The sequence below is a fragment of the Roseateles microcysteis genome, from assembly GCF_036880965.1.
Taxonomy (GTDB): domain Bacteria; phylum Pseudomonadota; class Gammaproteobacteria; order Burkholderiales; family Burkholderiaceae_C; genus JAUASW01.
In genome coordinates, this window is record NZ_JBAJMV010000003.1 from 17,227 (window position 1) to 40,095 (window position 22,869).

Annotated in this window: 25 protein-coding genes; 8 read left to right on the top strand and 17 right to left on the bottom strand. The window is 66.2% G+C overall.

The window, feature by feature from the left end; genetic code table 11:
- The first annotated feature begins 11 nt into the window (after positions 1-11).
- The gene (locus V3596_RS09085; RefSeq protein WP_334277391.1) at positions 12-1,406 is read left to right on the top strand and encodes an efflux transporter outer membrane subunit; all 1,395 of its coding nucleotides are present in this window, start codon (positions 12-14) and stop codon (positions 1,404-1,406) included.
- Positions 1,407-1,427: 21 nt separating this feature from the next.
- On the opposite strand, the gene V3596_RS09090 is transcribed toward V3596_RS09085, so the two are convergent.
- The 10 genes from V3596_RS09090 to V3596_RS09135 all read right to left on the bottom strand — a co-directional run bounded on the left by V3596_RS09090 (position 1,428) and on the right by V3596_RS09135 (position 8,662).
- The gene (locus V3596_RS09090; protein WP_334277392.1) at positions 1,428-1,835 is read right to left on the bottom strand and encodes a VOC family protein; all 408 of its coding nucleotides are present in this window, start codon (positions 1,833-1,835) and stop codon (positions 1,428-1,430) included.
- Positions 1,836-1,986: 151 nt separating this feature from the next.
- Complete coding sequence (gene lipA, locus V3596_RS09095; RefSeq protein ID WP_334277393.1) at positions 1,987-2,976, bottom strand: lipoyl synthase; 990 nt, start codon at positions 2,974-2,976, stop codon at positions 1,987-1,989.
- A gap of 18 nt (positions 2,977-2,994) precedes the next feature.
- Positions 2,995-3,663, bottom strand: coding sequence for a lipoyl(octanoyl) transferase LipB (gene lipB / locus V3596_RS09100; protein WP_334277394.1), 669 nt, complete (start codon positions 3,661-3,663; stop codon positions 2,995-2,997).
- Positions 3,664-3,665: 2 nt separating this feature from the next.
- Entirely contained in the window at positions 3,666-3,944 is a 279-nt protein-coding gene (locus tag V3596_RS09105; RefSeq protein ID WP_334277395.1) for a DUF493 family protein, read from the bottom strand.
- A gap of 2 nt (positions 3,945-3,946) precedes the next feature.
- Positions 3,947-4,822 carry a D-amino acid aminotransferase gene (locus V3596_RS09110; protein WP_334277396.1) on the bottom strand — a complete coding sequence of 292 codons (876 nt, stop codon included), beginning with the start codon at positions 4,820-4,822 and terminating at the stop codon, positions 3,947-3,949.
- 44 nt (positions 4,823-4,866) lie between these two features.
- Complete coding sequence (locus tag V3596_RS09115; protein ID WP_334277397.1) at positions 4,867-6,015, bottom strand: D-alanyl-D-alanine carboxypeptidase family protein; 1,149 nt, start codon at positions 6,013-6,015, stop codon at positions 4,867-4,869.
- Between the two features lie 11 nt (positions 6,016-6,026).
- A complete protein-coding gene (locus V3596_RS09120) occupies positions 6,027-6,656 on the bottom strand; it encodes an alpha/beta hydrolase (RefSeq protein WP_334277398.1) in 630 nt (209 codons plus the stop codon).
- Positions 6,657-6,668: 12 nt separating this feature from the next.
- Positions 6,669-7,007 carry a (2Fe-2S) ferredoxin domain-containing protein gene (locus V3596_RS09125; RefSeq protein WP_334277399.1) on the bottom strand — a complete coding sequence of 113 codons (339 nt, stop codon included), beginning with the start codon at positions 7,005-7,007 and terminating at the stop codon, positions 6,669-6,671.
- Positions 7,008-7,118: 111 nt separating this feature from the next.
- A complete protein-coding gene (locus V3596_RS09130; protein ID WP_334277400.1) occupies positions 7,119-8,228 on the bottom strand; it encodes a VanZ family protein in 1,110 nt (369 codons plus the stop codon).
- A 2-nt stretch (positions 8,229-8,230) separates the two neighbouring features.
- On the bottom strand, positions 8,231-8,662 hold the full coding sequence (locus V3596_RS09135) for a CopD family protein (RefSeq protein ID WP_334277401.1): 432 nt from the start codon (positions 8,660-8,662) through the stop codon (positions 8,231-8,233).
- A gap of 308 nt (positions 8,663-8,970) precedes the next feature.
- Here V3596_RS09135 and hemB point away from each other — a divergent pair, with 308 nt between their 5' ends.
- Both hemB and V3596_RS09145 read left to right on the top strand, forming a co-directional pair.
- Positions 8,971-9,987 carry a porphobilinogen synthase gene (gene hemB / locus V3596_RS09140; RefSeq protein WP_334277402.1) on the top strand — a complete coding sequence of 339 codons (1,017 nt, stop codon included), beginning with the start codon at positions 8,971-8,973 and terminating at the stop codon, positions 9,985-9,987.
- Positions 9,988-9,989: 2 nt separating this feature from the next.
- A complete protein-coding gene (locus V3596_RS09145; protein ID WP_334277403.1) occupies positions 9,990-11,099 on the top strand; it encodes a magnesium transporter CorA family protein in 1,110 nt (369 codons plus the stop codon).
- A 13-nt stretch (positions 11,100-11,112) separates the two neighbouring features.
- On the opposite strand, the gene ybeY is transcribed toward V3596_RS09145, so the two are convergent.
- The gene (gene ybeY, locus V3596_RS09150; RefSeq protein WP_334277404.1) at positions 11,113-11,559 is read right to left on the bottom strand and encodes an rRNA maturation RNase YbeY; all 447 of its coding nucleotides are present in this window, start codon (positions 11,557-11,559) and stop codon (positions 11,113-11,115) included.
- A complete protein-coding gene (locus V3596_RS09155) occupies positions 11,556-12,566 on the bottom strand; it encodes a PhoH family protein (RefSeq protein ID WP_334277405.1) in 1,011 nt (336 codons plus the stop codon). The genes ybeY and V3596_RS09155 overlap by 4 nt, the downstream gene beginning before the upstream one ends.
- A 95-nt stretch (positions 12,567-12,661) precedes the next feature.
- Here V3596_RS09155 and V3596_RS09160 point away from each other — a divergent pair, with 95 nt between their 5' ends.
- From V3596_RS09160 to ruvB, 4 genes are read left to right on the top strand one after another with little or no spacing between them, the layout of a single operon-like run.
- Positions 12,662-14,023, top strand: coding sequence for a sensor histidine kinase (locus tag V3596_RS09160; RefSeq protein ID WP_334277406.1), 1,362 nt, complete (start codon positions 12,662-12,664; stop codon positions 14,021-14,023).
- Between the two features lie 54 nt (positions 14,024-14,077).
- Positions 14,078-14,731, top strand: coding sequence for a response regulator transcription factor (locus tag V3596_RS09165; protein ID WP_334277407.1), 654 nt, complete (start codon positions 14,078-14,080; stop codon positions 14,729-14,731).
- 26 nt (positions 14,732-14,757) lie between these two features.
- Entirely contained in the window at positions 14,758-15,327 is a 570-nt protein-coding gene (gene ruvA / locus V3596_RS09170) for a Holliday junction branch migration protein RuvA (protein ID WP_334277408.1), read from the top strand.
- Between the two features lie 10 nt (positions 15,328-15,337).
- Entirely contained in the window at positions 15,338-16,399 is a 1,062-nt protein-coding gene (gene ruvB, locus V3596_RS09175; RefSeq protein ID WP_334277409.1) for a Holliday junction branch migration DNA helicase RuvB, read from the top strand.
- On the opposite strand, the gene V3596_RS09180 is transcribed toward ruvB, so the two are convergent.
- The 3 genes from V3596_RS09180 to V3596_RS09190 all read right to left on the bottom strand — a co-directional run bounded on the left by V3596_RS09180 (position 16,378) and on the right by V3596_RS09190 (position 18,499).
- Positions 16,378-17,436: a sterol desaturase family protein gene (locus tag V3596_RS09180; protein ID WP_334277410.1), complete on the bottom strand. Its 1,059-nt coding sequence runs from the start codon at positions 17,434-17,436 to the stop codon at positions 16,378-16,380. The genes ruvB and V3596_RS09180 overlap by 22 nt on opposite strands.
- Before the next feature lie 10 nt (positions 17,437-17,446).
- Positions 17,447-18,091, bottom strand: a complete 645-nt coding sequence (locus V3596_RS09185) for a histidine phosphatase family protein (protein WP_334277411.1) — start codon at positions 18,089-18,091, stop codon at positions 17,447-17,449.
- 81 nt (positions 18,092-18,172) lie between these two features.
- Positions 18,173-18,499 (bottom strand): DUF1840 domain-containing protein, encoded by a 327-nt coding sequence (locus V3596_RS09190; RefSeq protein WP_334277412.1) that lies wholly within the window; start codon positions 18,497-18,499, stop codon positions 18,173-18,175.
- A 45-nt stretch (positions 18,500-18,544) separates the two neighbouring features.
- Here V3596_RS09190 and V3596_RS09195 point away from each other — a divergent pair, with 45 nt between their 5' ends.
- Positions 18,545-19,390, top strand: coding sequence for a fumarylacetoacetate hydrolase family protein (locus V3596_RS09195; protein ID WP_334277413.1), 846 nt, complete (start codon positions 18,545-18,547; stop codon positions 19,388-19,390).
- 4 nt (positions 19,391-19,394) lie between these two features.
- On the opposite strand, the gene V3596_RS09200 is transcribed toward V3596_RS09195, so the two are convergent.
- Positions 19,395-21,485, bottom strand: coding sequence for a putative bifunctional diguanylate cyclase/phosphodiesterase (locus V3596_RS09200; protein WP_334277414.1), 2,091 nt, complete (start codon positions 21,483-21,485; stop codon positions 19,395-19,397).
- Positions 21,482-22,759, bottom strand: a complete 1,278-nt coding sequence (locus V3596_RS09205; protein ID WP_334277415.1) for an HD-GYP domain-containing protein — start codon at positions 22,757-22,759, stop codon at positions 21,482-21,484. Before V3596_RS09205 ends, V3596_RS09200 begins: the two co-directional genes overlap by 4 nt.
- Positions 22,760-22,869: the final 110 nt, after the last annotated feature.

A 22,869-nucleotide genomic window follows, 5' to 3' on the forward strand; every position in this document is an offset into this window, starting at 1 on the left:
GTTTCAAGAACATGTTGCTCCGACTGACCCTGCTCGCCAGCGCCCTCGTGCTGTGCGGCTGCGCCATCACAAAGGTCGAACCGCCTGCTGCCGCCGCGGCGCCGGCCCAGTTCAAGGAAACAGGCCTCTGGCAACGCGGCGCTGCCAGGCAGGAGGCCGTGCAAGAGACCGTGCCAGACGCCTGGTGGCTGCTCTTCAAGGATCCGGTGCTGGAAGACCTGCAGCAACGACTGGTGGTCGGCAACGAAAACCTGAAGGCCTCGGCCGCCCAGGTGGCCAGCGCACGCGCCGTGGTGGACGCGAGCCGCACGGCGATGCTGCCGACGCTGTCGGCCGGCCTCTCCGGCACGCGCAGCGATGCAGCAGGCAACGGCAGCGGCCCGGCCAACAGCCTCTCGCTGTCGGCCACTGCGGGTTGGGAGGTCGATCTGTGGGGCCGCCTGTCGCAGGCATCGAGCGCGGCTCAATCCAATTACCAGGCGAGCAACAACGATCTGGCGGCAGCGCGCCTCTCGGCGCAAGCGCTCCTGACGCAGAGCTATTTCTCGATGCGCGCCGCCGAGATGCAGCAGGCGCTGCTGGAGCGCAGCGTGGCGGCCTACCAGCGTTCGCTGGAGCTGACCGAAGCCCGCTACAAGGGCGGCGTGGCCTCGCGCAGCGACATGCTGCAGGCGCAGACGCAGCTTCGCAATGCGCAGTCCCAACTGATCGATGCCGGCACACAGCGCAGCCAGTTGGAGCATGCCATCGCCGTGCTCCTGGGCCAGCCGCCGTCGGCCTTCTCGATCACCCGCAGCGCCGCGCTGCCGGTGCCGCCGGCCGTGCCCAAGCTGCTGCCCTCCACCCTGCTGCAGCGCCGGCCCGACATCGCTGCCTCGCAGCGCCGCGTGGCCTCGGCCTATGCGCAGATCGGCATTGCCGACGCGGCCTTCTTCCCCTCGCTGAGCCTCTCGGCCAATGCGGGCTATCGCAACAGCTCGCTGTCCGACCTGGTCAGCGCGCCGAATCTCTTCTGGTCGCTGGGCAGCTCGGCGGCACAAGCCATCTTCGACGGCGGCCAGCGCAGACAAGCCAGCGCCCAGGCCCGCGCCAGCGCCGAAGTGGTGTCGGCCAACTACCGCCAGCTGGTGCTGACGGCCTTGCAGGAAGTGGAAGACAACCTCCTGCTGGCCGACCAGTTGCAGCAGCAGACCAAGTTGCAGCAAGAGGCGCTGGCCGCGGCGCAGCGCAATCTCGAGATCGTGATGGACCAGTACCGCGCTGGCACCGTCAGCTATCTGAACGTGGTGACGGCGCAGAACGCGGCGCTGACGAGCGAGATCAGCTTGCTGAACGCGCGCAACCGCCAGCTGGCGGCCGTCAACCTGCTCTTGAAGAACATCGCCGGCCGCTGGACGCCGGCGTGAGCGGCTGAAGCCGGGACTGGATCAAGCCTGCTGCGGCGGCGTCGTATCCATCCAGAGGGCCGCCCACATGTGGCCGTCGGGGTCGGCGATGTCGCGGGTGAGCATGAATCCATGGTCTTCGGGTGGGTTCACGTCGGCCGTGCCGCCATGGGCGGCGGCCGCCGCGTTCATCGCATCGACGGCCGCACGGCTTTCCAGCGACAACGAGAGCATGTGGCCGGCCGAGCCTTTGGCCGGGAACGGCCGGTCGGTGAAGGTGCGCCATTTGGCGTGGCTGATCAGCATCACCTTGATCGCCTCGCTCCACACCATGCAGGAGCCGCTGTCGTCGCTCATTTGCGGATTCCGCTCGAACCCGAGGGCCTGGTAGAAGGCGGTCGAAAGCGCGAGGTCGGCGACGGGCAGGCTGATGAAGATCGTCTTGGTCATGTGGCGCTCCTGATTCGGGTCTGTCTGCTTGGGAAGACTCTACGGCCGTAGAGCTTTCAACACCACGACGGGCCAGCCCCGCCAGAATCGACAAGGGCCGCCGCTTTTCAGCGGCAGCCCTGTCATCGGACCGTCAGCCTGATGCCTGGCTTCAGCCGGCAGCCAACACGTCGTGCGCCTGCTGGTCTGCGTGGTAGCTCGAACGCACCATGGCGCCCACGGCCGCATGCGAGAAGCCCATCTTGTAGGCCTCTTCTTCGAACATCTTGAAGGTGTCGGGGTGCACATAGCGGCGCACCGGCAGGTGATGGCCCGAGGGTGCCAGGTACTGGCCGATGGTCAGCATGTCGATGTTGTGCGCGCGCATGTCGCGCATCACCTGCAGGATCTCCTCGTCGGTTTCACCCAGGCCCACCATGATGCCGCTCTTGGTCGGCACGCCGGGCACCTCTTCCTTGAAGCGCTTCAGGAGGTTCAGGCTGAATTCGTAATCGGAGCCCGGGCGAGCTTCCTTGTACAGGCGCGGCGCGGTTTCCAGGTTGTGATTCATCACGTCCGGAGGCGCGGCCTTGAGGATGTCCAGGGCGCGGTCCATGCGGCCGCGGAAGTCGGGCACCAGCACCTCGATCTGCGTCGCAGGGCTCAGCTCGCGGACCTGGCGGATGCATTCGGCAAAGTGGCCGGCGCCGCCGTCGCGCAGGTCGTCGCGGTCCACGCTGGTGATCACCACGTACTTGAGCTTCAGCGCGGCAATTGTCTTGGCCAGGTTGACCGGCTCGTCCGCGTCCAGGGGATCGGGGCGACCATGGCCCACGTCGCAGAACGGGCAGCGGCGGGTGCACTTGTCACCCATGATCATGAAGGTGGCCGTGCCCTTGCCGAAGCACTCGCCGATATTGGGGCAGGAGGCTTCCTCGCAGACCGTGTGCAGCTTGTGCTCGCGCAGGATCTGCTTGATCTCGTAGAAACGGGTGCTGGGCGAACCAGCCTTCACGCGGATCCAGTCCGGCTTCTTGAGCATCTCGCCCGCCGGCACGATCTTGATCGGGATGCGTGCCGTCTTGGCCTGCGCCTTCTGCTTGGCGCTGGCGTCGTAGGCCTCGCCGGTCAATGCTTCGTGCGTGATGTTCTCGGTCGCCATTGCTGTGCTTCTCAGGGTTCAGCGGCTCAGCAGCGCCTCCAGGCGCTCGCCGAACCGCCGGGCCACCGTGGCCCAGTCCGTGGAAACCCGCAGTGTAGCGAGGTCCACCGTTTGAAGCCCTGCATAGCCGCAAGGATTGATGCCGAGATAGGGCTGCAGATCCATGTCTACGTTGATCGCGACACCGTGATACGTGCAGTGCCGGCTGACCTTGATGCCCAGCGCCGCCACCTTGCCCAGGCCCTTGAAAGCATCGTTCGGATCGCTCGGCCCGGTCAGCGCCGCATGCGCGCCTGGGTCGTCCAGCCGCACATAGATGCCCGGCGCACCGGCCACGCGGTGGCCGGTGATGCCGAACTGGTCCAGTGTCTGGATAACGGCGGCTTCCAGCCGGAACACGTATTCCTTGACGTAGATGCCCAGGCGCTTCAGGTCCACGAGCGGATAGGCCACCACCTGGCCAGGCCCGTGATAGGTCACCTGCCCGCCCCGGTTCGTCTGCACGACCGGAATGCCGCTGGGGTTCAAGACATGGTCGGCCTTGCCAGCCAGGCCTTGCGTGTAAGTGGGCGGATGCTCACAGAGCCAGATTTCGTCGGGCGTGTCAGCGCCGCGGGCCTCGGTGAAGGCGCGCATGGCGGCCTCGGTGGACGCGTAATCGACGCGCCCCAGGACCTTGACCAACATGCTCAGAGCACGACCTTGACCATCGGATGCGTGGTCAGGGTACGGTACAGCTCATCCAGTTGCTCGCGGCTGGTGGCAGTGATCGTGATCGTCAGGCCCAGGTAGTTGCCGCCCTTGCTGGGGCGCTGCTCGATGGTCGTGGCATCGAACTCGGGATCGAACTGGCGGGCCACATGGGCAATCGCCTCGACAAAGCCCTCGACCTGCGCGCCCATCACCTTGATCGGGAAGCGCGAGGGGTACTCGATCAGCGACTGCTCGGGCGGAATGTATTGGTTCATGGTCAGACAGATTGGGCCAGCTTGGCGTTTTGGTAGGCCTCGTAGAGCCGCGCGTAAACCGGCCCGGGTTTGCCATGCAGGGCACCATGGCCGACCGGCTCATGGTCCAGCGTGGTCACCGCCAGCACTTCCTTGGTGGCCGAGCTGAGGATGATTTCATCGGCGGCAAACACCTCGGCCTCTGAGATGGGCCGCAGGTTGTAGCCGATGCTCAGCTCCGCGCAGAGTTCCTTGATCAGCTCGACCCGGATGCCTTCCAGCACCTGCTCGCTCTTGGGCACGCCCAGCAGAGCGCCTTCCTTGACGATCCACACATTCGACGCCGAAGCCTCGGTGAGATGGCCATCGCGGAACATGATGGTTTCGACAGCACCCTCGTCGGCCGAGATCTGGCGGGCCAGCACATTGCCCAGGAGCGAGGTGCTCTTGATGTCGCCACGCTCCCAGCGGAAATCGCGTGCGCTGATGCAGGCCACACCGTGGTGGCGCACCTCGGCCGAGACCGGTCGCGCGGGCGTGCTGTAAGAAAACACCGTGGGCGCAATGCCGACCGGCATCACATGGTCGCGAGGCGCCACGCCACGAGTCACCTGCAGATACCACCACTGATCGGCGGCACCCACACGGGCCACCAGCTCGCGGCCCACCTGCATCCATTCGGCGCGGGTCAGGGGGTTGTCGATGCGAAGCTTGGCCAGGCTGCGGTCCAGCCGCTCCATGTGCTCGTCGAATCGGAACATGCGGCCGCCATAGACCGGCACCATCTCGTAGACGCCGTCGCCAAAGATGAAGCCCCGGTCCATCGGCGAAATGCGCGCCGCGGCCAGTGGCTGGTATTCGCCATTCAGGTAGCAGGGCACATCAGGCAACGCGGTCATTGGCAGACTCCTTGACGACAGGTACCCAGCTTACGTGCTGGCGCTTACTTGATCCAGAGGCGGATGGCGTCCCAGGCGCGGCCGAAGATGCCGGCCAGCGGCACCGCTTCCTGCACCACCAGCGGCACTTCGGCCACCAGCACGCCACCGGCCGTGCTCACCTTCAGGGTGCCGACCTTCTGGCCCTTGGCCAGCGGTGCGATCAGCGGATCGGTGCGTTCGATATGGGTCTTCAGATTGGCACCTTCGCCCCGCGGCACGGCCACATAGACGGCCGTGGCCGCACCCAGCCTGGCCTCGGGGGCGGTGCCCTTCCAGACCTGTGCCTTGGCAATCGCCGCGTCCTGCTCGAACAGGCGCAGCGCGTCAAAGGCCGAGTAGCCCCAGTTCAGGAGCTTCTGGCTTTCCGAAGCGCGCGCTTCCTTGGACGCCGTGCCCATCACCACGCTCACGAGGCGGCGCTTGCCGTTCGGGAACTCGCGCTGGGCGCTGGCGATCAGGCAGTAGCCGGCGTCCTTGGTGAAGCCGGTCTTCATGCCGTCCACGCTCGGGTCGCGGCCCAGCAGCAGGTTGCGGTTGCCCTGCTTGATCTTGTTGTAGGTGTACTCGCGGATCGAGTAGTAGCGATAGAACTCGGGGAAGTCGCGGATCAGGTTGGCCGCAATGATCGCCATGTCGCGGGCGCTGCTCTTGTGGCCAGGCTCGGTCATGCCGGTCACATTGGTGAACTGGGTGTTCTTCAGGCCCCAGGCCTGGGCCTGGCGGTTCATCGCCGCCACGAATTGCTCCACGGTGCCGCTCACGCCTTCAGCCAGGGCGACCGACGCATCGTTGCCGCTTTGCACGATCATGCCGCGCAGCAGTTCATCGACCTTGGGCGTCATCGTGGTGTCGACGAACATCAGCGAGGCGCCTTCCTTGCGCTCATCCCAGGCACGCCTGGAGACGGTGAGCGTCTGCTCCAGCGTCAGGCGCTTTTCCTTCAAGGCATTGAAGACCAGGTAGGCGGTCATCAGTTTGGTGAGCGAGGCAGGGTCGTTGGCCACATCGGCTTCGCGCTCGGCCAGCACCTTGTTGGCGGTCAGGTCGATCAGGAAATAGCCCTTGGCCGCGATCTCGGGCGGCTGCGGCGCCTGGGCCAGGGCGGACAGCCCGCTGGCTGCCGCCAGCACGAAGGCAATCAGTCGTTTCATCGAGGGAATTCTCAGGAAGAACTGGCGGCACCGGCCTCATGCCAGCCCCGCAGAATGATGTTCTTGAGCAGCGGCAGCTGCCCGTGGAAGAAATGGCCGACGCCGGGCACCACGGTGACCGGAAGCGATTGCGGGCGCGCCCAGTCCAGGACACTGGCAAGCGGCACCACGTCGTCGGTTTCGCCATGCACCACCAGGGTGTCGGCGGGCACGGTCGTCATGTCGAAGCGGCTGGCGGCGGGGCCGACCAGGCACAGCCGCTCGGCCTTGTCGTCAAGCCGCTGGGCCGCATGAGAGGCCACATAGCCGCCGAAGGAAAAGCCGCCCAGCGCCAAGGGCAAGCCGGCTTCACGGGCGTGGGCAATCACCGCCAGCGCGTCATCCACCTCGCCGCGACCCTCGTCCCACTGGCCCTCGGACTTGCCGATGCCACGGAAGTTGAAGCGCACCGCGCGGTAGCCCATCTGGACGAAGGCACGAGCCAGGGTCTGCACGACCTTGTTGTCCAGCGTGCCCCCCTGCGTGGGGTTGGGGTGACAGATCACGGCCACGCCGCGCAGCGCTGCACTCGGCCGGTCGATGGCGATCTCGAGGGCACCGGCCGGGCCGGCGATGACGAGCTTCTCGGTTTGGGAGTTCATGCCGGAGACTGTTCAGCGTCCGACGTTGTCTGGCAGCACCAGGCGCTCGACCACCTTGCCCTGCTTCAGGTGCTGCTCGACGATCTCGTCGATGTCGGCGTTGTCCACGTAGCTGTACCAGACGCCTGCCGGATACACCACCGCCACCGGCCCGCCAGCGCAGCGGTCCAGGCAACCCGCCTTGTTGATGCGCACGCCGCCCTTGCCGGCCAGGCCCAGGGTCTTGACCTTCTGCTTGCAGTGGTCGAAGGCTTCCTGGGCGCCGTGCTGGGCACAGGCGTTCTCGCCCTCGCGCTGGTTCAGGCAGAAAAACACATGATGCTGAAAGTACGGTTCGCTCATGTCCGCCATTGTAGGCAGGCCCGGGTTTTCACTGACTCATTGCGCTTCAAGCCGTGTTCGCCCGGGAGGCCATGAGCTGCCACCAACCCCACAGCAGCAACCAGCGCGCAAAGAGTCTAATTACCGAGACTCGTCGCGCTGCGCGATGCGCCAGAGCAGCCAGGCCAGCGCCGCGAACGGCCAGCACCAGCCAATCCATTGCGCCAGGCCATAGAGGTTGATGAAGCGGCCCTGCTCCCAGGTCTGCAGGCTCTGCGCCAGGTACGGGTCGGACGGCGCCTCGCTGACCAGGGCGATCAGGGCCGTCAGCACCACCAGCCCCCAGGCCGCCGCGATGCGGCGGGAGAACAGACAGGCCAGCAGCGCCAAGACGGCACCGACGCCCAGGCCGGGCCAGGTGGCCGGCGTGAGCCAGGCCCAGGCATGCTGGGGACTGAAGGCCAGCGCAGTCGACCAGGTCGTACCCACCACGCCCAGAATCAGCGCACCCAGCACCAGGAAGACGCGCCGCTTACCGGGCCGGGCCACCGACAAGGCCAGCAGGACCGGACCAAGGAGGCCCAGGGCAATCGCAATCGCCTCCAGGCCCGGCGGCAAGGGGCGGCCCGGCAATTCGGTCGCCGCGGCGAGCGCCCAGGGCGTGCCGGCCAGCGCGCTCTCGCTCAGCTCTCTCAAGCGAGGCAGCAGCTGGCCCAGGCCCAGCGGCAGCGGCGCCGGAAACAGCAGGCCGATGGGCCACAGCGCCAGCAAGGCCACCGCACCGGCACTGTGAGGCTGGAACCAGCGCTCGCGCCAGCCATGCCAGCGCTGCAGGCCGCCAAAGTGATTCAGGCCCCAACCCAGCACGCCGCCGCACAGGCCGCCCGCGCTGTTCAGCAGCCAGTCTGCGAGTGAAGGCACCCGGCTGGGCAGGAAGTACTGCAAGCTCTCCAGCGCATACGAGAAGGCGGACAGGCCCACGGTGGCGAGCAGGAAGCCGTAACGCAGCCGGCCGCCGCTGCGAACCACCGCCGCAAAGGCCAGCAGGCCCATGGGCAGATAGCCCAGCACATTCACCCAGATATCGAACGGGCCCCAGTAGCGCGGCCAGGGCAGGCCGACCAGCCAGCCCGGCGTCAGGCCGGTCGGCTCGCGCCAGGGCCAGAACGGATAGAGGCTGGCATGCACCACCAGCAGCGCATAGATCAGGGTCAGCCAGGTGGCGGAGCTGCGCCGGCGCGGGGGAAGCATTTTCAGAACGGTTTGACCACGGCCAGCACCACGACCGCCGCAAACACGAGCACCGACACCTCGTTGAAGACCCGGTACCAGCGGTGGCCGCGCCGGTTCGCCATCACCTCGAAGTCGCGCAGCAGCCTGCCGCAGTAGTGCTGGTAGCCAATCGCCACCACCACCAGGGCGATCTTGGCATGCAGCCAGTGGCTGCCGGCAAAGCGACCCGTGCCGAAGCCCAGCCACAGCCACAGGCCAAGCAGGATGGCGACGCCGGAGAGCATGTGGGCAAAGCGTTGCAGCTTGCGTGCCATCAAGAGCAGCCGTTCGCGCTCGGCGTGGCTGTCGGCCGGCACCATGGCCAGGTTCACGAAGATGCGTGGCAGGTAGAACAGCCCGGCGAACCAGGACGCCACGAACACGATGTGGAAGGCTTTGATCCAGAGGTACATCGAACCATTATCAATGGCGGCATGTGCTGGAGATTCGGCCGCCCTTGAGCCAGCCCACGCATGCGGCGGGCAAAAAAAAGCCCCGGCTCTAGGCCGGGGCGGCAAAGCCTTTTCGCTGTCATCACGTCAAGGCTCCTGCTCAGGGAGGAAAAGCAGGGGACGACCACCTTGCGGCTATCATCCGGGACCAATATTAACAGAGCCCCTCGGGTGGCTTCTACGGGAAGATGCGTAGAAGTTTTGACTGAAATCACGCCCGGCGGCTCCCGCCCCCGCGAACCCGGGGGCGACTCCTGGAGCAGCAGATCTTGGCCCGTTCTTCCCACCTTCCCGCCCCCTTTCCGGCCAGCCGGCCGCGCCGCCTGCGCCGCGACGCCTTCAGCCGCGATCTGGTGCGCGAGCACAGCCTGAGCGTCAAGGATCTGATACTGCCGGTCTTCGTTCATGAGGGCGAAAACCACCTGCACCCGATCGACTCGATGCCGGGCGTCAACCGCCAGAGCCTGGACCACCTGCTGCGCACCGCCGAGGAGGCTGCGACGCTGGGCATTCCAGTGCTGGCCCTGTTTCCGGCCATCGATCCGAGCCTGAAGACGGTGGACGGCTCTGAGGCCTTCAACCCCGAAGGCATCATCCCGCGCGCCGTGCGCGCCCTGAAATCCCGCTTCCCCGAGCTGGGCCTGCTGACCGACGTGGCACTGGACCCCTACACCAGCCACGGCCAGGACGGCCTGCCCGACGAGACCGGCTACCTGATCAACGATGCGACGGTCGAGCTGCTGGTCCGCCAGGCGCTCACGCAAGCCGAGGCTGGCGCCGACATGGTGGGCCCGAGCGACATGATGGACGGCCGCATCGGCGCCATCCGCCAGGCCTTGGAGAGCCGCGGCCTCATCCACACCCGGATCATGGCCTACAGCGTCAAGTACGCCAGCGCCTTCTACGGCCCCTTCCGCGACGCGGTGGGTTCCAAGAGCGCCCTGGGCAAGTCGAACAAGAAGACCTATTACGTCGACCCCGGCAACACCAACGAGGCTCTGCGCGAAGTTGCGGCCGACCTGGCCGAGGGCGCCGACATGGTGATGGTCAAGCCCGGCATGCCTTACCTGGACGTGGTGCGCCGCGTGAAGGACGAGTTCGGCGTGCCCACCTTCGCCTACCAGGTGAGCGGCGAGTACGCGATGCTCAAGGCCGCTGCCGCCAACGGCTGGCTGGACCACGACGCCGTGATGATGGAAGCGCTGCTGGCCTTCAAGCGCGCCGGCGCCGACGGCATCCTGAGCTACTTCGCACTCGACGCAGCGCGCCTGCTGAAGGCCGCCTGAGCGTGCGTCTCTTCCACATCCACGGCGACCAGTTCAGCGAGCTGAGAGAGCTGCCTGCAGACCTGCCTGAGCAGGGCTTCCTGTGGCTGGGTCTGGGCCGGCGCGAGTTCGAGGTGGAACTGAACCAGGTCCAGGCCCATCTGCAAGCCTGGGCCGGCGGGCAACTGGTCGACCTGCATGTGTCGGACCTCCTGAACAACCAGCTGCCCTCGCATTTCGACTACACCAGCTGGTACGACCTGATGGTGTTCCGCCGCCTGGCCGCGGCACCGGGCAGCGAGGCCCTGTTCTTCGACGATGAGCACGGCACGCTGGCCTCGGCCGAGAAGGCCTTGAAGGCCATCGACACCAGCCCGGTCGGCTTCGCGCTGTTCGATCGCGTGCTGCTGACCGTGCACCCCACCGACTGCCTGGTGCGCGACTTCTTCGCCGACAAGCTCGGCAAGATGAGCCCCGGCAACGGCGGGCGCGACTTGCGCGGCAGCGGCCGCATGCCGGCCAGCACGGCCGACCTGATGCTGCGCATGCTCAACCACATGGTGGACAGCTATCTGGACCTGCGACGACTGCTCAGCAAGCAGTTGGCAACGCTGCAGAAGATGCTGCTGGACCCGCACAGCCAGTTCGACGACTGGGCCATGCTGCTCGCCTCGCGCGACGCCTTGCACCGCCTCGAAGACACCTGCGAAGACCAGCGCAGCGCACTCCAGGAATGGATAGACGCGCTGGACGAATGGCCCGCCGACAACGACCCACATGCCCAGCGCGAGCGCGAGCTCCTGCGCGTGCGCTCACGCGACGTGCTGGAGCATGTCGAGCGCGTGCTCAGCCATGTACGCCGGCTCGAGTCGTCGGCCGAGAGCGCGGTGCAGATGCACTTCTCGGCGCTGGGCCACCGCACCAACAGCATCATGCGCACGCTGACGGTGTTGACCGCCATCTTCCTGCCCTTGAACTTGATCACCGGCATCTTCGGCATGAACTTCGATGGCCTGCCCCTGATCCACAGCAGCACGGGCATCTGGATCGCCTTCGGCATGATGGCCGCCGTGGGCCTCACCCTGGGCGCCTTCTTCTGGCGCAAGCGCTACCTGGGCACCCAGGCGCGATGAGACGCCAGGAGGCTCAGCCGCGCTGATAGGGATCAGCAAAGCCCAGCCCGACCATGAGCTCGGTCTCGCGGGCTTCCATGCAGGCAGCCTCGTCGTCCTCCTCATGGTCGTATCCCTGCGCATGCAGGGTGCCGTGCACCAGCATGTGGGCGTAGTGGGCCAGGATGTCGATGCCCATCTCTTTGGCTTCCTGCTCCACCACCTCGGCGCAGATCACCAGGTCGGCGCCGACCACCGGCTCATGGCTGTAGTCGAAGGTGAGCACATTGGTCGCGTAGTCCTTGCCGCGATATTCCTTGTTCAGCGCGCGGCCTTCCTCGGCGCCAACGATGCGCACCGCGATCTCGCCGGGCAGCTCCAGCGCAGCGCGGATGTAGCGGATCACCTTGTGGCGCGGCAGCAGCGCGCGATGGCGCGGGTCCGCGAACTGCAGGGACAGGTTCAGTTCCGGCTGGCTCATTTGGCAGCTCCTTGCAGCTTGGCTTCGGCCTTGAGCTTGGCCTTGGTCTGCGCCTCATAGGCCTCGACGATGCGGGCCACCAGCGGATGGCGCACCACGTCCGACGAGGTGAAGTGCGTCATCGCGATGCCCTTGACCTTGGATAGCACCTTCTCGGCGTCCACCAGGCCGCTGTGGGTGCCCTTGGGCAGGTCGATCTGGCTGGTGTCGCCGGTCACCACGCAGCGGCTGCCGAAGCCGATGCGGGTCAGGAACATCTTCATCTGCTCGGGCGTGGTGTTCTGCGCTTCGTCGAGGATGACGAAGGCATGGTTGAGCGTGCGGCCCCGCATGAAGGCCAGCGGCGCGATCTCCAGCTGGCCCTTCTCGAACGCCTTGGTCACTCGGTCGAAACCCATCAGGTCGTAGAGCGCGTCATACAGCGGGCGAAGATAGGGGTCGACCTTCTGCGTCAGGTCGCCAGGCAGGAAGCCCAGGCGCTCGCCTGCCTCGACCGCCGGGCGGGTCAGGATGATGCGCTGCACGCTGTTGCGCTCCAGCGCATCCACGGCACAGGCCACGGCCAGGAAGGTCTTGCCGGTGCCGGCCGGGCCGATGCCCATGGTGATGTCGTGCGACAGGATGTTGGCCAGGTACTCATGCTGGTTCGGCGTGCGGCCGGCCAGGTCGGCCCGGCGGGTGCGCAAGACCAGTTCGCCACCGGCAGGTGCCGCGGAGACCGGCTGGGCCGAGACCGGCTTCAGGCCCAGCTCACTGGCAGCCTCGAACAGCGCGAGCTGCAGCGCCTCAGCCGTGATCGTGCGGCGGCCCTTTTCGTAAAGCGTCTGCAGCAGCTGCAAGGCCCGCTCGGCGGGCTTCTTGGCCCCTTCAATGCGGATGGCCTCGTTGCGGCGGGTGATGGTCACGCCCAACGTTGCCTCCACCTCGCGCAGGTTGGCGTCCAGGCTGCCGCAGAGCTGGGCCAGGCGCTGGTTGTCGGCGGGGCTGAATTCGTGGCGAAGAATCATTGTGTGAATTGCTTGGGGAGGAAGCTGCAAACGAGCAGGCCGCGATTGTCGCCCGGACGCACTTGCAACAGCTGGCTACTGCACAATCGGCGCCCATGCGAACCTCCGTCCCCTGGTCCAGCGCGCTGGCGCCCGAGACCAGCCTGTTCTGGCTGCACAGCCTGCCGGCCCTGTTCAACGCCATGCTGCTCGGTATGGCGGCCTGGCTGGTGATGCTGGCCTGGCTGCAGCGCGGCGAGCGTCGCCTCGCATACCTGGCCGGCCTGATGCTGGCCTGGGTCTCGCTCAATACCGGACTGTGGCCCGCGCCGCTGGCCCTGTCGTCAAGCCTGGATGCACTGCTGCGCATCGGGCTGCTGCCGGTGCTGGCCCTGTGTGCCGTTCAGCTGCTGCTGCGCCAGGTGGGCGTTCGCGACAGCCGCATCGACTGGGGCCTGCGCGTGCAGTGCGGCCTGGTGCCGCTCAGCGCCGTGCTGGTCGGCAGTGCCCAGCATGGCAATGTCTGTCGCTTCTGGGCGATGCTGCTGGGCCTGCAGGTGCTGGCGGCCATGGTCTGGTTCCTGCGGCTGAGCCGCCGCAACAGCCAGGTCGACGTCGCGGTCGACCCGCCGGCCGGCCCGCTGCCGCGCTGGCTGGTTGCCCTGGGCGGCATCCTGCTGATGGCCGAGCTGGTGTTCCAGCATCTGCGCCAGAGCGAACAGCTCCTGATCAGCCCGCTGCTGTTGCCGCCGCTCTTGATGGTTCTGGCCCTGTACGCCGGTGCCCAGATGGCCAAGGCCCGGCTGACGGCTGAGCAGCAATACCTGGCGCTGCAAGCCGAGGTGCAGGAAAAGATCGCCAATGTCGAGCGCAGCTTTGCGCAGATGGCCGAACAGAAGCTCGAGCAGGTGACCGAGCGCGAGCGCAAGCGCATTGCCGCTGACCTGCATGACGACCTGGGCGCCAAGCTGCTGACCATCGTCCACACCAGCGAATCGGACCGCATCTCCACCCTGGCGCGCGAAGCGCTGGAAGAAATGCGCCTCTCGGTGCGCGGCCTGACCGGCAAGCCGGTGCAATTGCTCGATGCGCTGGGCGACTGGCGCGCAGAAGTGGTCTCGCGCCTGGGTCAGGCCAATATCCTTGCGGAATGGAAGTCGCCGGCCGAGGACATCGTCCACACTCTGCCCGCGCGCGCCTACGTGCAGACCACGCGCATCCTGCGCGAATCGGTCAGCAACATCATCAAGCACAGTGGCGCCACCCATTGCACCGTCACCTGCAATGTGCAGGACGGGGATTTCCAGTTCATCATCCAGGACAACGGCCAGGGCATCTCGACCGAACCGGACGGCCGCCTCGACAAGGGCCATGGCATGGCCAGCATGAAGTCGCGTGCCAAGCAGATGCATGGCCAATGCCTGGTCGAGTCAGGCCCCGGCTGGGGAACCGTGATACGCCTCACGATCCCCCTCTGAAAAGTGTTGTTGCTCGTGTTGAGTCCGTCGGCGTATCCAACATACTAGGCCGCCATGAACCATATCCTGCTGCTCGAAGACATTCCTGAAATCCGCGCCTGGCTCAAGGCGCTGATCAAACAGGTGTTTGCCAATGCTCAGATCACCGAATGCTCGCGCGTGCAAGACGCGCTGCAGCAGGTGCAGCTGCAGAAGTTCACGCTGGCCCTGCTGGACCTCGGCCTGCCCGACGGTTCGGGCGTCGACGTGATTGCGGCACTGCGCGAGAAGCAGCCGGAAGTGCAGTCGGTGATCGTCACCATCCACGATGACGACGAGCACCTGTTCCCCGCTCTGCAGGCCGGTGCCTTCGGCTACCTGCTCAAAGAACAATCACGAGAACTGCTGGTCGAGCAGTTGCAGCGCATGAGCGGTGGCGAGCCGCCGCTCTCGCCCTCCATTGCCCGCAAGGTGATCGCGTATTTCGCTGCGCAGCGTCGCCCGCAAGCGGCTGCACTCCTGCATGAGGTGTCGCTGACGGATCGCGAAACCGAAGTGCTGTTGCGCGTGGCCAAGGGCTTCACGCTGCCGGAAATCGGCGTGCAGTTGGGTCTGAGCCGTCACACGATCGCGGACTACGTGAAGCAGATCTACCGCAAGCTGAATGTGTCTTCGCGCGCCGAGGCGGCGCTTGAAGCACAGCGCCTGGGTTTGTTCGGTCGGAACTGATCTGAATCGGGCCGGATAATGGCCTGATGATTGGAAAGCTCACAGGCGTCATCGCGGAGAAATCGCCTCCGCTCGTGCTCATCGATGTGCAAGGCGTCGGCTATGAGGTCGACGTGCCGATGAGCACCTTCTACAACCTTGGCAATCTCGGCGACAAGGTCAGCCTGCTGACCCACTTCGTCGTGCGCGAGGATGCGCAGATCCTGTTCGGCTTTCTCACGGCCGAGGAACGCACCACCTTTCGCCAGCTGATCAAGATCAGCGGCGTGGGCCCCAAGATGGCCTTGTCGCTGCTCTCCGGCCTGTCTGTCGCAGAGCTTTCGCAAGCCGTGTCCAAGCAGGACAGCGGCCGCCTGGTGAAGGTGCCCGGCATCGGCAAGAAGACTGCAGAACGCTTGCTGCTCGAGCTCAAGGGCAAGCTGGGCCCCGACCTCGCGCTGCCCGCCAGTGTGGCCAATGACAACCAGGCCGACATCCTGCAGGCGCTGATCGCCTTGGGCTACAGCGACAAGGAAGCAGCAGCGGCCCTGAAGGCCTTGCCGCCCGACGTGGGCGTGAGCGAAGGCATCAAGCTTGCCATGAAGAAGCTGACCTGAAGACGAGCCCATGAGCATCCAGACGGACGACTTCGCACCGCAGCCGCAGCAGCGCGTCATCAGCGCCGTGGCCACCTCGCCCAACGAGGAAGCCATCGAGCGCGCCTTGCGGCCCAAGCTGCTCGATGAATACGTCGGCCAGGCCAAGGCGCGCGAGCAGCTGGAGATCTTCATCGGCGCGGCGCGCAAGCGCGAGGAGGCGCTGGACCATGTGCTGCTGTTCGGCCCGCCGGGCTTGGGCAAGACCACGCTCTCGCACATCATCGCGGCCGAGCTGGGCGTGAACCTGCGCCAGACCTCGGGCCCGGTGCTGGAGAAGCCCAAGGACCTGGCAGCCATCCTCACGAACCTCGAGAAGAACGATGTGCTCTTCATCGACGAGATCCATCGCCTCAGCCCGGTAGTCGAGGAAATCCTCTACCCGGCGCTGGAGGACTACCAGATCGACATCATGATCGGCGAAGGCCCGGCAGCCCGCTCGATCAAGCTGGACCTGCAGCCCTTCACGCTGGTGGGCGCCACCACGCGCGCCGGCATGCTGACCAACCCGCTGCGCGACCGCTTCGGCATCGTGGCCCGGCTGGAGTTCTATACGGCCGAGGAATTGCAGCGCATCGTCACGCGCTCGGCCGGCTTGCTGGGCGCGCCGATCGATGCCGAAGGTGCGCTCGAAGTGGCCCGCCGCTCGCGCGGCACGCCGCGCATTGCCAACCGCCTCCTGCGCCGCGTGCGCGACTATGCGGACGTGAAGGGCGACGGCCGCATCAGCAAGAGGATCGCCGACCTGGCCTTGAAGATGCTGGACGTGGACCCGCAAGGCTTCGACCTGATGGACCGCAAGCTTCTGGAAGCCGTGGTGCACCGCTTCGACGGCGGGCCCGTGGGCCTGGACAACGTGGCAGCCGCCATCGGCGAGGAGCCCGGCACGATCGAGGACGTGATCGAGCCCTTCCTGATCCAGCAGGGCTTTCTGCAGCGCACGCCGCGCGGCCGCATCGCCACGCTGGCGGCCTTCCGCCACCTCGGCGTGACGCCGCCCAAGGCGGCAGGTCAGTTGCTGTTCGACGAGTAGTTCGACACTGCGATCAGCATCAGGAGGATGGCCGCGCCGCTGATGAGCAGCAGCGGCCAGCTCAGCAGGTGGGCCCACCACAGGTAGGCCGTCGTGGCGTTCAGCGCCAGCAGGAACAGCCCGGCGGCCATCATCAGCCGCTTCGGATGCGCGGGCGGGTCGTACTTGCGCTGGGCACGCGGGTCGTAGTCCTTCAGATTCGCCACCTGGCCCGGCAGCCAGTGCGCCGGCTCCCACCAGACGCGCAGCTTGTTCAAGATGCCGGGCACGGTCTTCATCTTGCGCCACAGCGCGCGGTAGACGATGGTGTTGGCCGTCCAGGGGTTCCAGCTCTGCAGCGCATCGCGCACACCATAGACGCAGGGCTCCTCGTCGAGCTCGGGCTGGAAGCTGCCGAACATCCGGTCCCAGATGATCAGGATGCCGCCGTAGTTGCGGTCCAGGTAGATCTCGTTGACGGCATGATGGACCCGGTGGTTCGAGGGCGCGCAGAACCACCGGTCGAACCAGCCCAGGCGCCCGATCTGCTGCGTGTGTACCCAGTACTGGTAGAGCAGGTCGATCAGCGCGACCACGGCAAACACCAGCGGCGGGAAGCCGAGCAGAGCCATGGGCAGGTAGAAGATCCAGCCGGCGATCCAGCCGCTGCTGGTCTGGCGCAAGGCGGTGGAGAGGTTGTAGTCCTCGCTCTGGTGATGCACCGAATGCGCGGCCCAGAACAGCGCCGTGGTGTGGCCCAGACGGTGGTGCCAGTAGTAGAGGAAGTCGTAGAGCAGCAGGCCGATGCCCCAGACCCACAGCGACGTGGCGCTCAGATGGAGCAGGGCCGCATGCTCGTAGACCCAGACATAGATCCCCAGCGTGAACAGCTTGGTCAGCGCGCCCACGACCTGGCTCAGGATCCCCAGGCTGATGCTGGAGAGCGCATCGTTCAGGCGATAGGTGTTGCGGCCGCGGCGGCGACCGATCCAGAACTCCAGGCCGATCAGCGCGAAGAAGATCGGTGTGACGAGAACGATGATCTGGGCGCCTTCCATCTCTGCTTCCTCAGCCTTCCGCTTCGTTGTCCAGACCGTCCAGGTGCATGTCGTCGTTCCAGCCGACCAGGGTCGGGCCTTCGCTGGACCACAGGAGCCGGTTCACAGCGGCATTGCCGAGCTTCCAGGTGCGCACGGCCTGCAAGGGCTGGCGCGAGGCGGCGCGGTAGAGACAGTCCATCACGCCGCCGTGCGCAACGATGGCGATGGTCTGGCCTGGATGTGTCAGCGCGATGCGCTCGACCGCGGCCACGGCACGGGCGAAGAAGTCCTGCAGGCTTTCACCGCCGGGGGCGGCAAAGTCGGGCTCGCGGCGGCGCCAGCGGGCGCTGTCCTCGGCATGCCTGGCTTCGATTTCGGCCCAGGTCAGGCCTTCGAAGATGCCGAAGTGGCGCTCGCGCAGGCGAGCGTCCAGGTTCAAGGGCAGCTCGCGGCTTGATGCGAGCGCCGCAGCCGTCTGCTGCGCACGTTGCAGGTCGCTCGAATACACGGCGTCGATCTGCTCGCCAGCCAGCGCTTCAGCCAGCAGCCGCGCCTGTGCGAGGCCGCGCTCGTTCAAGGGAATGTCGATGTGGCCCTGGATGCGAGTGTCAGCATTCCAGGCGGTTTCGCCGTGCCGGATGGCGAGCACGGTAGTCACTGCATCAAGAGACATGTCTGCCCCTCGTCCGATGAATACAGCGGCCGCCCCCCCGGGGGGACGCCCCTTGCTTGGGGCGGCCCTGCGCTGCGGGGCTCACTTGGCAGTCCAGAAGCAATCGACCTTGGCGGAGATGCTGTGCCGCATCAGCTCGATCAAGGGCCAGACGCGCTGGCGCAGGGTCACTCCCTCACGTTTGGGCGCCGGCTCGCCGGCGGCTTGTGCATCGGCTTGCAGCTGGGCAAAACGGGCTTCATCCTCCGCCACGGCATGCTCCAGCGCGCTGACGGCCGCGACCAATTGGTCAACCGGCAGCAGGCCTTCGGCGGCGGGCTCGCGGCCCAGCAGGCGCAAGACCTGCTCACCATTCGCCCCCATCATGATCACATCGGCACCGGCCTTGCTCTTGAAACGGTAAATCACGGCTACGCTCCTTGCTGCCCCGCATTGTGGGCCAGGAGTGAAGCCATGAAGTTCGTTCGATTCGGTCCGGCGGGCCGCGAGAAGGTGGGCTGCATTGACGCCCGTGGTGAGCTGCGCGACCTGAGCAGCGCCGTGGCGGATCTGAACCTGCCCACGCTTGGCCAGTCAGGCCTGCGCAAGCTGGCCAGACTCAAGCCGGAAGACTTTCCGAAAGTGAAGGGCAGGCCGCGGCAGGGCGTGCCGTTCACCGGCATCAGCAAGCTGGTCGGCATCGGCCTCAACTACCGCGACCACGCCATCGAGGCCGGCATGGCCATACCGGCCGAGCCCATCGTCTTCATGAAGGCGACCAGCTGCATCAGCGGCCCGCAGGACCCGGTGCTGCGCCCGGCCGGTTCGGCCAAGTTGGACTGGGAGGTCGAGCTGGGCGTCGTGATCGGCAAGACCGCTCGCTCGGTGAGCCTTGAGAAGGCGCTGGACCATGTGGCGGGCTATTGCGTGGTCAACGATGTATCTGAGCGCTCCTTCCAGCTGGAGCGCGGCGGCACCTGGGACAAGGGCAAGGGCTGCGACAGCTTCGGCCCCATCGGCCCCTGGCTGGTGACCCGTGACGAGGTACCCGACCCGCAATCGCTCGCGCTCTGGCTCGACGTGAACGGCGAGCAGCGCCAGCGCGGCAACACCGCGACGATGATCTTCGGCGTGGCGGAAATCGTCAGCTACCTGAGCCGCTTCATGACGCTCTTGCCGGGTGACGTGATCTGCACCGGCACGCCGCCGGGCGTGGGCGCGGGCATGAAGCCGGAGCCGAAGTTCCTGCAGGACGGTGATGTGATGACGCTGGGCATCGCCGGTCTCGGCGAGCAGCGGCTGAAGGTTCAGCCGACCTGAAACTTCAAAGCCGCGGCTGGCCCTGCGCAGCGCGCCAGACGCGGTCTTCGAAGCTGCGGGCCTCGAGCGCCGGGGCGTAGAGATAGCCCTGCATCTCATGGCAACCGGCACGGCGCAGGAAGTCCAGTTGCGCTTCGGTTTCCACGCCCTCGGCGATCACCTGCAGGCGCAGGGCGCGGCCCATCTGCACGATGGCGTTCACGATGCCGGCGTCGCTGGCGTCGTCCGGCAGGCCTTGCACGAAGCTGCGGTCGATCTTCAGGCGCTGGATCGGGAAGCGCTTCAGGTAGCCCAGGCTCGAATAGCCGGTGCCGAAGTCGTCGATCGACATGCAGATGCCCAGGGCGGCCAGCCGCTCCAGGCGGCGCAAGGCGTCTTGGGCATCTTTCAGGAGAATGGATTCGGTGAGCTCCAGCTCCAGCAGCTCGGGCGGCAGCTTGGCTTCTTCGAGCACGCGAGCCACCGTCTCGACGAACTGCGCCTGCTGGAATTGCAAGGCTGAAACGTTCACGGCCACCGGCATGCGCCAGCCCTGGCGCAGCCAAGAGGCAGCCTGCTGCACCGCCTGCTGCAAGACCCATTCGCCGATGGCGACGACGAAGCCGCTCTCCTCCGCCACCGGGATGAATTCGGCAGGCGACACATCGCCCCGCAACGGATCGCGCCAGCGGATCAGGGCCTCGGCACCGATCACCCGGCCGGTGCCCAGCTCGACCTGCGGCTGGTAGTGCAGCTGAAACTCACGCTCGGCCAGAGCCTTGCGCATCGCATGGTCCAGGCGCATGCGCGAGAGCAGGTCCACATCCTTGCGCGGCTGGTGGAAGTGGTAGGCCGCGCGGCCGCTTTCCTTCACCCAGTGCATGGCGCGCTCGGCGCTGGCCAGCAGCTCTTCGGCATTGCCGCCGTCGCTCGGGAACAGCGCAATGCCGGTGCTGGCGGTGACCGTGAAATTCAGGGTGTCGAAGCTGAAGGGGCGCGACATCGCCTCCTGTACGCGACGCGCCGCATGCTCGGCACCGCGCATGTCGGCGTTGTGCACCAGCAAGGCGAACTCGTCGCCTGACAAGCGCGCCACGGTATCGACTTCGCGCAGGCAATCCTGCAGCCGCTCGGACACTTCCTTCAGCACCCGGTCGCCATAGGAATGGCCCAGCGTGTCGTTGATCTGCTTGAAGCGGTCCAGGTCGACATTGAGCAGGGCGAACGAAGAATTCTCGCGCCGCGAAACAGCCGATGCATGATCCAGCCGCTCGGTGAGCGCGCGCCGGTTGGGCAGGTCGGTCAGCATGTCGGTGTGCGCCAGCTCCTCGATGCGCTGGCGGGCCGCGATCTTCTCGCTCAGGTCCCGGAAGGAATAGACGCGGCCGACAGCCCGTTCGCGATGCCACTGCGGCAGCGAAACTCGCTCCAGCACACGTCCATCGTTGAGCTGGATGATGTCGCTGCTCTGCAGAAGCGGCGCCTCCTGCACGGCGGACAGTCGCTGCTGGTAGAGCGCGCCATCCGCCACGCTGCGGCGCATCCAGGCCTGCACGGCTTCGTCGTTGCGCTCTTTCAGGAGGTCGTCCGGAATGCCCCACAGCGAGGCAAAGCGCTGGTTGAAAGAGCGCATGCGGCCGGCCAGGTCGGTCACCAGGATGCCGTCGGCGGTGGACTCCAGCGTGGCGCGCAACTCGGCCACCAGGGTTTCGCGTTCTTCTTCCTGCTGGCGCTGCTTGCTCTGGTCGCGCATCGACACCAGCCAGAACTCGCCGCCCTCGGGCAGGTTGACCGGGTTGATGCAGCGGGTGACCCAGAGCATGTGGCCTTGGGCGTGGCGTACCAGGGTGTCAGACCGCAGGCCGGTGCGGCTGCCGGCGGCTGCCTCAAGCCAGAACATTGCGTCTTCGGGCGTGCTGGCCAGCGTCTCGACCGGGCTGCCGATGATGGACTCGGCCGGCATTCCCAGCAGCTCGGTCGAAGCGCTGTTGACAGCAACGATGCAACGGGTGCGTGCATCGACCAACCAGACAGCTTCCTGCAGTGCCTCCAGCAGCGCTGCGTTGCGCTGGGCCAGAAGGGTTTGGTCCGACGCTCGCAGCCTGACGACTGTCACGCAGCTATCTCCCCTAGCGGCGCCGGCCCGCTGGACTCGAAGAAGTAGGCCACGCGGGTGCGCGGGCTGAGGTAGTCGAGCGAGGCTCGCGGCAATTGAGTCGGCTTCAGACTGCGGCGGATGCCGAGGTCCGGATGCTCTTCCAGATTGACGATCAGTGCCTCTTCCTTGGCCACCTTGACGTCATGCACCATCACGCGGGGTTTCAAGGGGCGGCTGGAATTGACCGCCACCACCAGGGCATAGCGGTCGTCGGTCAACTGCACCGTCGAGCCCGGCGGATAGACGCCCATCATGCGGATGAAGGCATTCAGCATGGTGGCATCGAAGCGGTTGCGGCCCTGCGCGAACATCAGCGACAGGGCTTCGTGCGGCGTCATGGCCTTGGACGGCAGGAGCGGGTTGCACAGGCCGTCAAAGCGGTTGACCAGCGCCACGATGCGGGCGGCGGCGCTCATCTTGTCCACGTTGATGCGCTGCGGGAAGCCCGAGCCATCGGCGTTCTCGTGATGCTGGGCGATCACCAGCATCGGGCCGGGCGGCAGGCTCATGGTCTGCGCCAGGGCCACGCCCTTGATCACATGCTGCTGGTAGGTTTGCAGCTCGGCCACGCTGAAGCTGTCATCGCGGTTGCGCAGACGTGCCGGCAGCTCGATCTTGCCGATGTCGTGCAGCAGCGCGCCGACGCCGAGATCGACCATTTCCTCGCGGCCCAAGCCGAACGCGCGGCCAAGCAGCAGGGAAATGATCGAAACGTTCAGGGCATGAGCGGTATTGCGGTCGCCGGCGCCTTCATTGAGCAGGCGGATGTTGAGGTCGCCCTCGACCAGCATCTTGTCCAGCAGTGCATTGGCCAGTGCCAAGGACTGGTCCTTGGCATCTCGCGGGTCGCGCGGCACCAGCTCCATCACCTGGCGGAACGCGGTGGCGGCCTCGTTGTATTGCTTCTCGCAAAGGACCAGCGCTTCGCGCTGCGCAGCCAGCGCGCGGCGATGCGCTTCTAGCGCCAGCTGTTCCGGCGTGGGCTCGTTGCTCTGCGGTGCGGCCACCGGCGCGGGCATCGGCACGGCGTCGGTCTGCAGATCGCTTTTGCCGGGGCTCCAGCGCACTTGCTTGAGACCCAGGCGACGCAGCACCTGCAGCTGCTCTTCGGTGCTGAGCTTGAAGCTGCTGAGCGGGAACGGATGCGACATCCAGCCCAGATCCAGGTGGATGAACATGCCCACCTTGAGCTGGCCCACATCGATCAATGGATCTGAAGCTCTGTCCTTCATCTTGTTCTACGCCCGTTTGACCGGGACGCCCTCGTCAATCTCTTTCTCTTGGCCGAGCCTACCTTGAGACAGGCTGACAGCTTGACACAGAGTCTGGGACATGCGGACAA

Bases quoted from the DNA above. Each gene is read 5' to 3' on its own strand.
- V3596_RS09085 (WP_334277391.1), top strand. From the start codon at position 12: ATGTTGCTCCGACTGACCCTGCTCGCCAGCGCCCTCGTGCTGTGCGGC.
- V3596_RS09090 (WP_334277392.1), bottom strand. From the start codon at position 1,835: ATGACCAAGACGATCTTCATCAGCCTGCCCGTCGCCGACCTCGCGCTT.
- lipA (WP_334277393.1), bottom strand. From the start codon at position 2,976: ATGGCGACCGAGAACATCACGCACGAAGCATTGACCGGCGAGGCCTAC.
- lipB (WP_334277394.1), bottom strand. From the start codon at position 3,663: ATGTTGGTCAAGGTCCTGGGGCGCGTCGATTACGCGTCCACCGAGGCC.
- V3596_RS09105 (WP_334277395.1), bottom strand. From the start codon at position 3,944: ATGAACCAATACATTCCGCCCGAGCAGTCGCTGATCGAGTACCCCTCG.
- V3596_RS09110 (WP_334277396.1), bottom strand. From the start codon at position 4,822: ATGACCGCGTTGCCTGATGTGCCCTGCTACCTGAATGGCGAATACCAG.
- V3596_RS09115 (WP_334277397.1), bottom strand. From the start codon at position 6,015: ATGAAACGACTGATTGCCTTCGTGCTGGCGGCAGCCAGCGGGCTGTCC.
- V3596_RS09120 (WP_334277398.1), bottom strand. From the start codon at position 6,656: ATGAACTCCCAAACCGAGAAGCTCGTCATCGCCGGCCCGGCCGGTGCC.
- V3596_RS09125 (WP_334277399.1), bottom strand. From the start codon at position 7,007: ATGGCGGACATGAGCGAACCGTACTTTCAGCATCATGTGTTTTTCTGC.
- V3596_RS09130 (WP_334277400.1), bottom strand. From the start codon at position 8,228: ATGCTTCCCCCGCGCCGGCGCAGCTCCGCCACCTGGCTGACCCTGATC.
- V3596_RS09135 (WP_334277401.1), bottom strand. From the start codon at position 8,662: ATGTACCTCTGGATCAAAGCCTTCCACATCGTGTTCGTGGCGTCCTGG.
- ybeY (WP_334277404.1), bottom strand. From the start codon at position 11,559: ATGAGCCAGCCGGAACTGAACCTGTCCCTGCAGTTCGCGGACCCGCGC.
- V3596_RS09155 (WP_334277405.1), bottom strand. From the start codon at position 12,566: ATGATTCTTCGCCACGAATTCAGCCCCGCCGACAACCAGCGCCTGGCC.
- V3596_RS09160 (WP_334277406.1), top strand. From the start codon at position 12,662: ATGCGAACCTCCGTCCCCTGGTCCAGCGCGCTGGCGCCCGAGACCAGC.
- V3596_RS09165 (WP_334277407.1), top strand. From the start codon at position 14,078: ATGAACCATATCCTGCTGCTCGAAGACATTCCTGAAATCCGCGCCTGG.
- ruvA (WP_334277408.1), top strand. From the start codon at position 14,758: ATGATTGGAAAGCTCACAGGCGTCATCGCGGAGAAATCGCCTCCGCTC.
- ruvB (WP_334277409.1), top strand. From the start codon at position 15,338: ATGAGCATCCAGACGGACGACTTCGCACCGCAGCCGCAGCAGCGCGTC.
- V3596_RS09180 (WP_334277410.1), bottom strand. From the start codon at position 17,436: ATGGAAGGCGCCCAGATCATCGTTCTCGTCACACCGATCTTCTTCGCG.
- V3596_RS09185 (WP_334277411.1), bottom strand. From the start codon at position 18,091: ATGTCTCTTGATGCAGTGACTACCGTGCTCGCCATCCGGCACGGCGAA.
- V3596_RS09195 (WP_334277413.1), top strand. From the start codon at position 18,545: ATGAAGTTCGTTCGATTCGGTCCGGCGGGCCGCGAGAAGGTGGGCTGC.
- V3596_RS09205 (WP_334277415.1), bottom strand. From the start codon at position 22,759: ATGAAGGACAGAGCTTCAGATCCATTGATCGATGTGGGCCAGCTCAAG.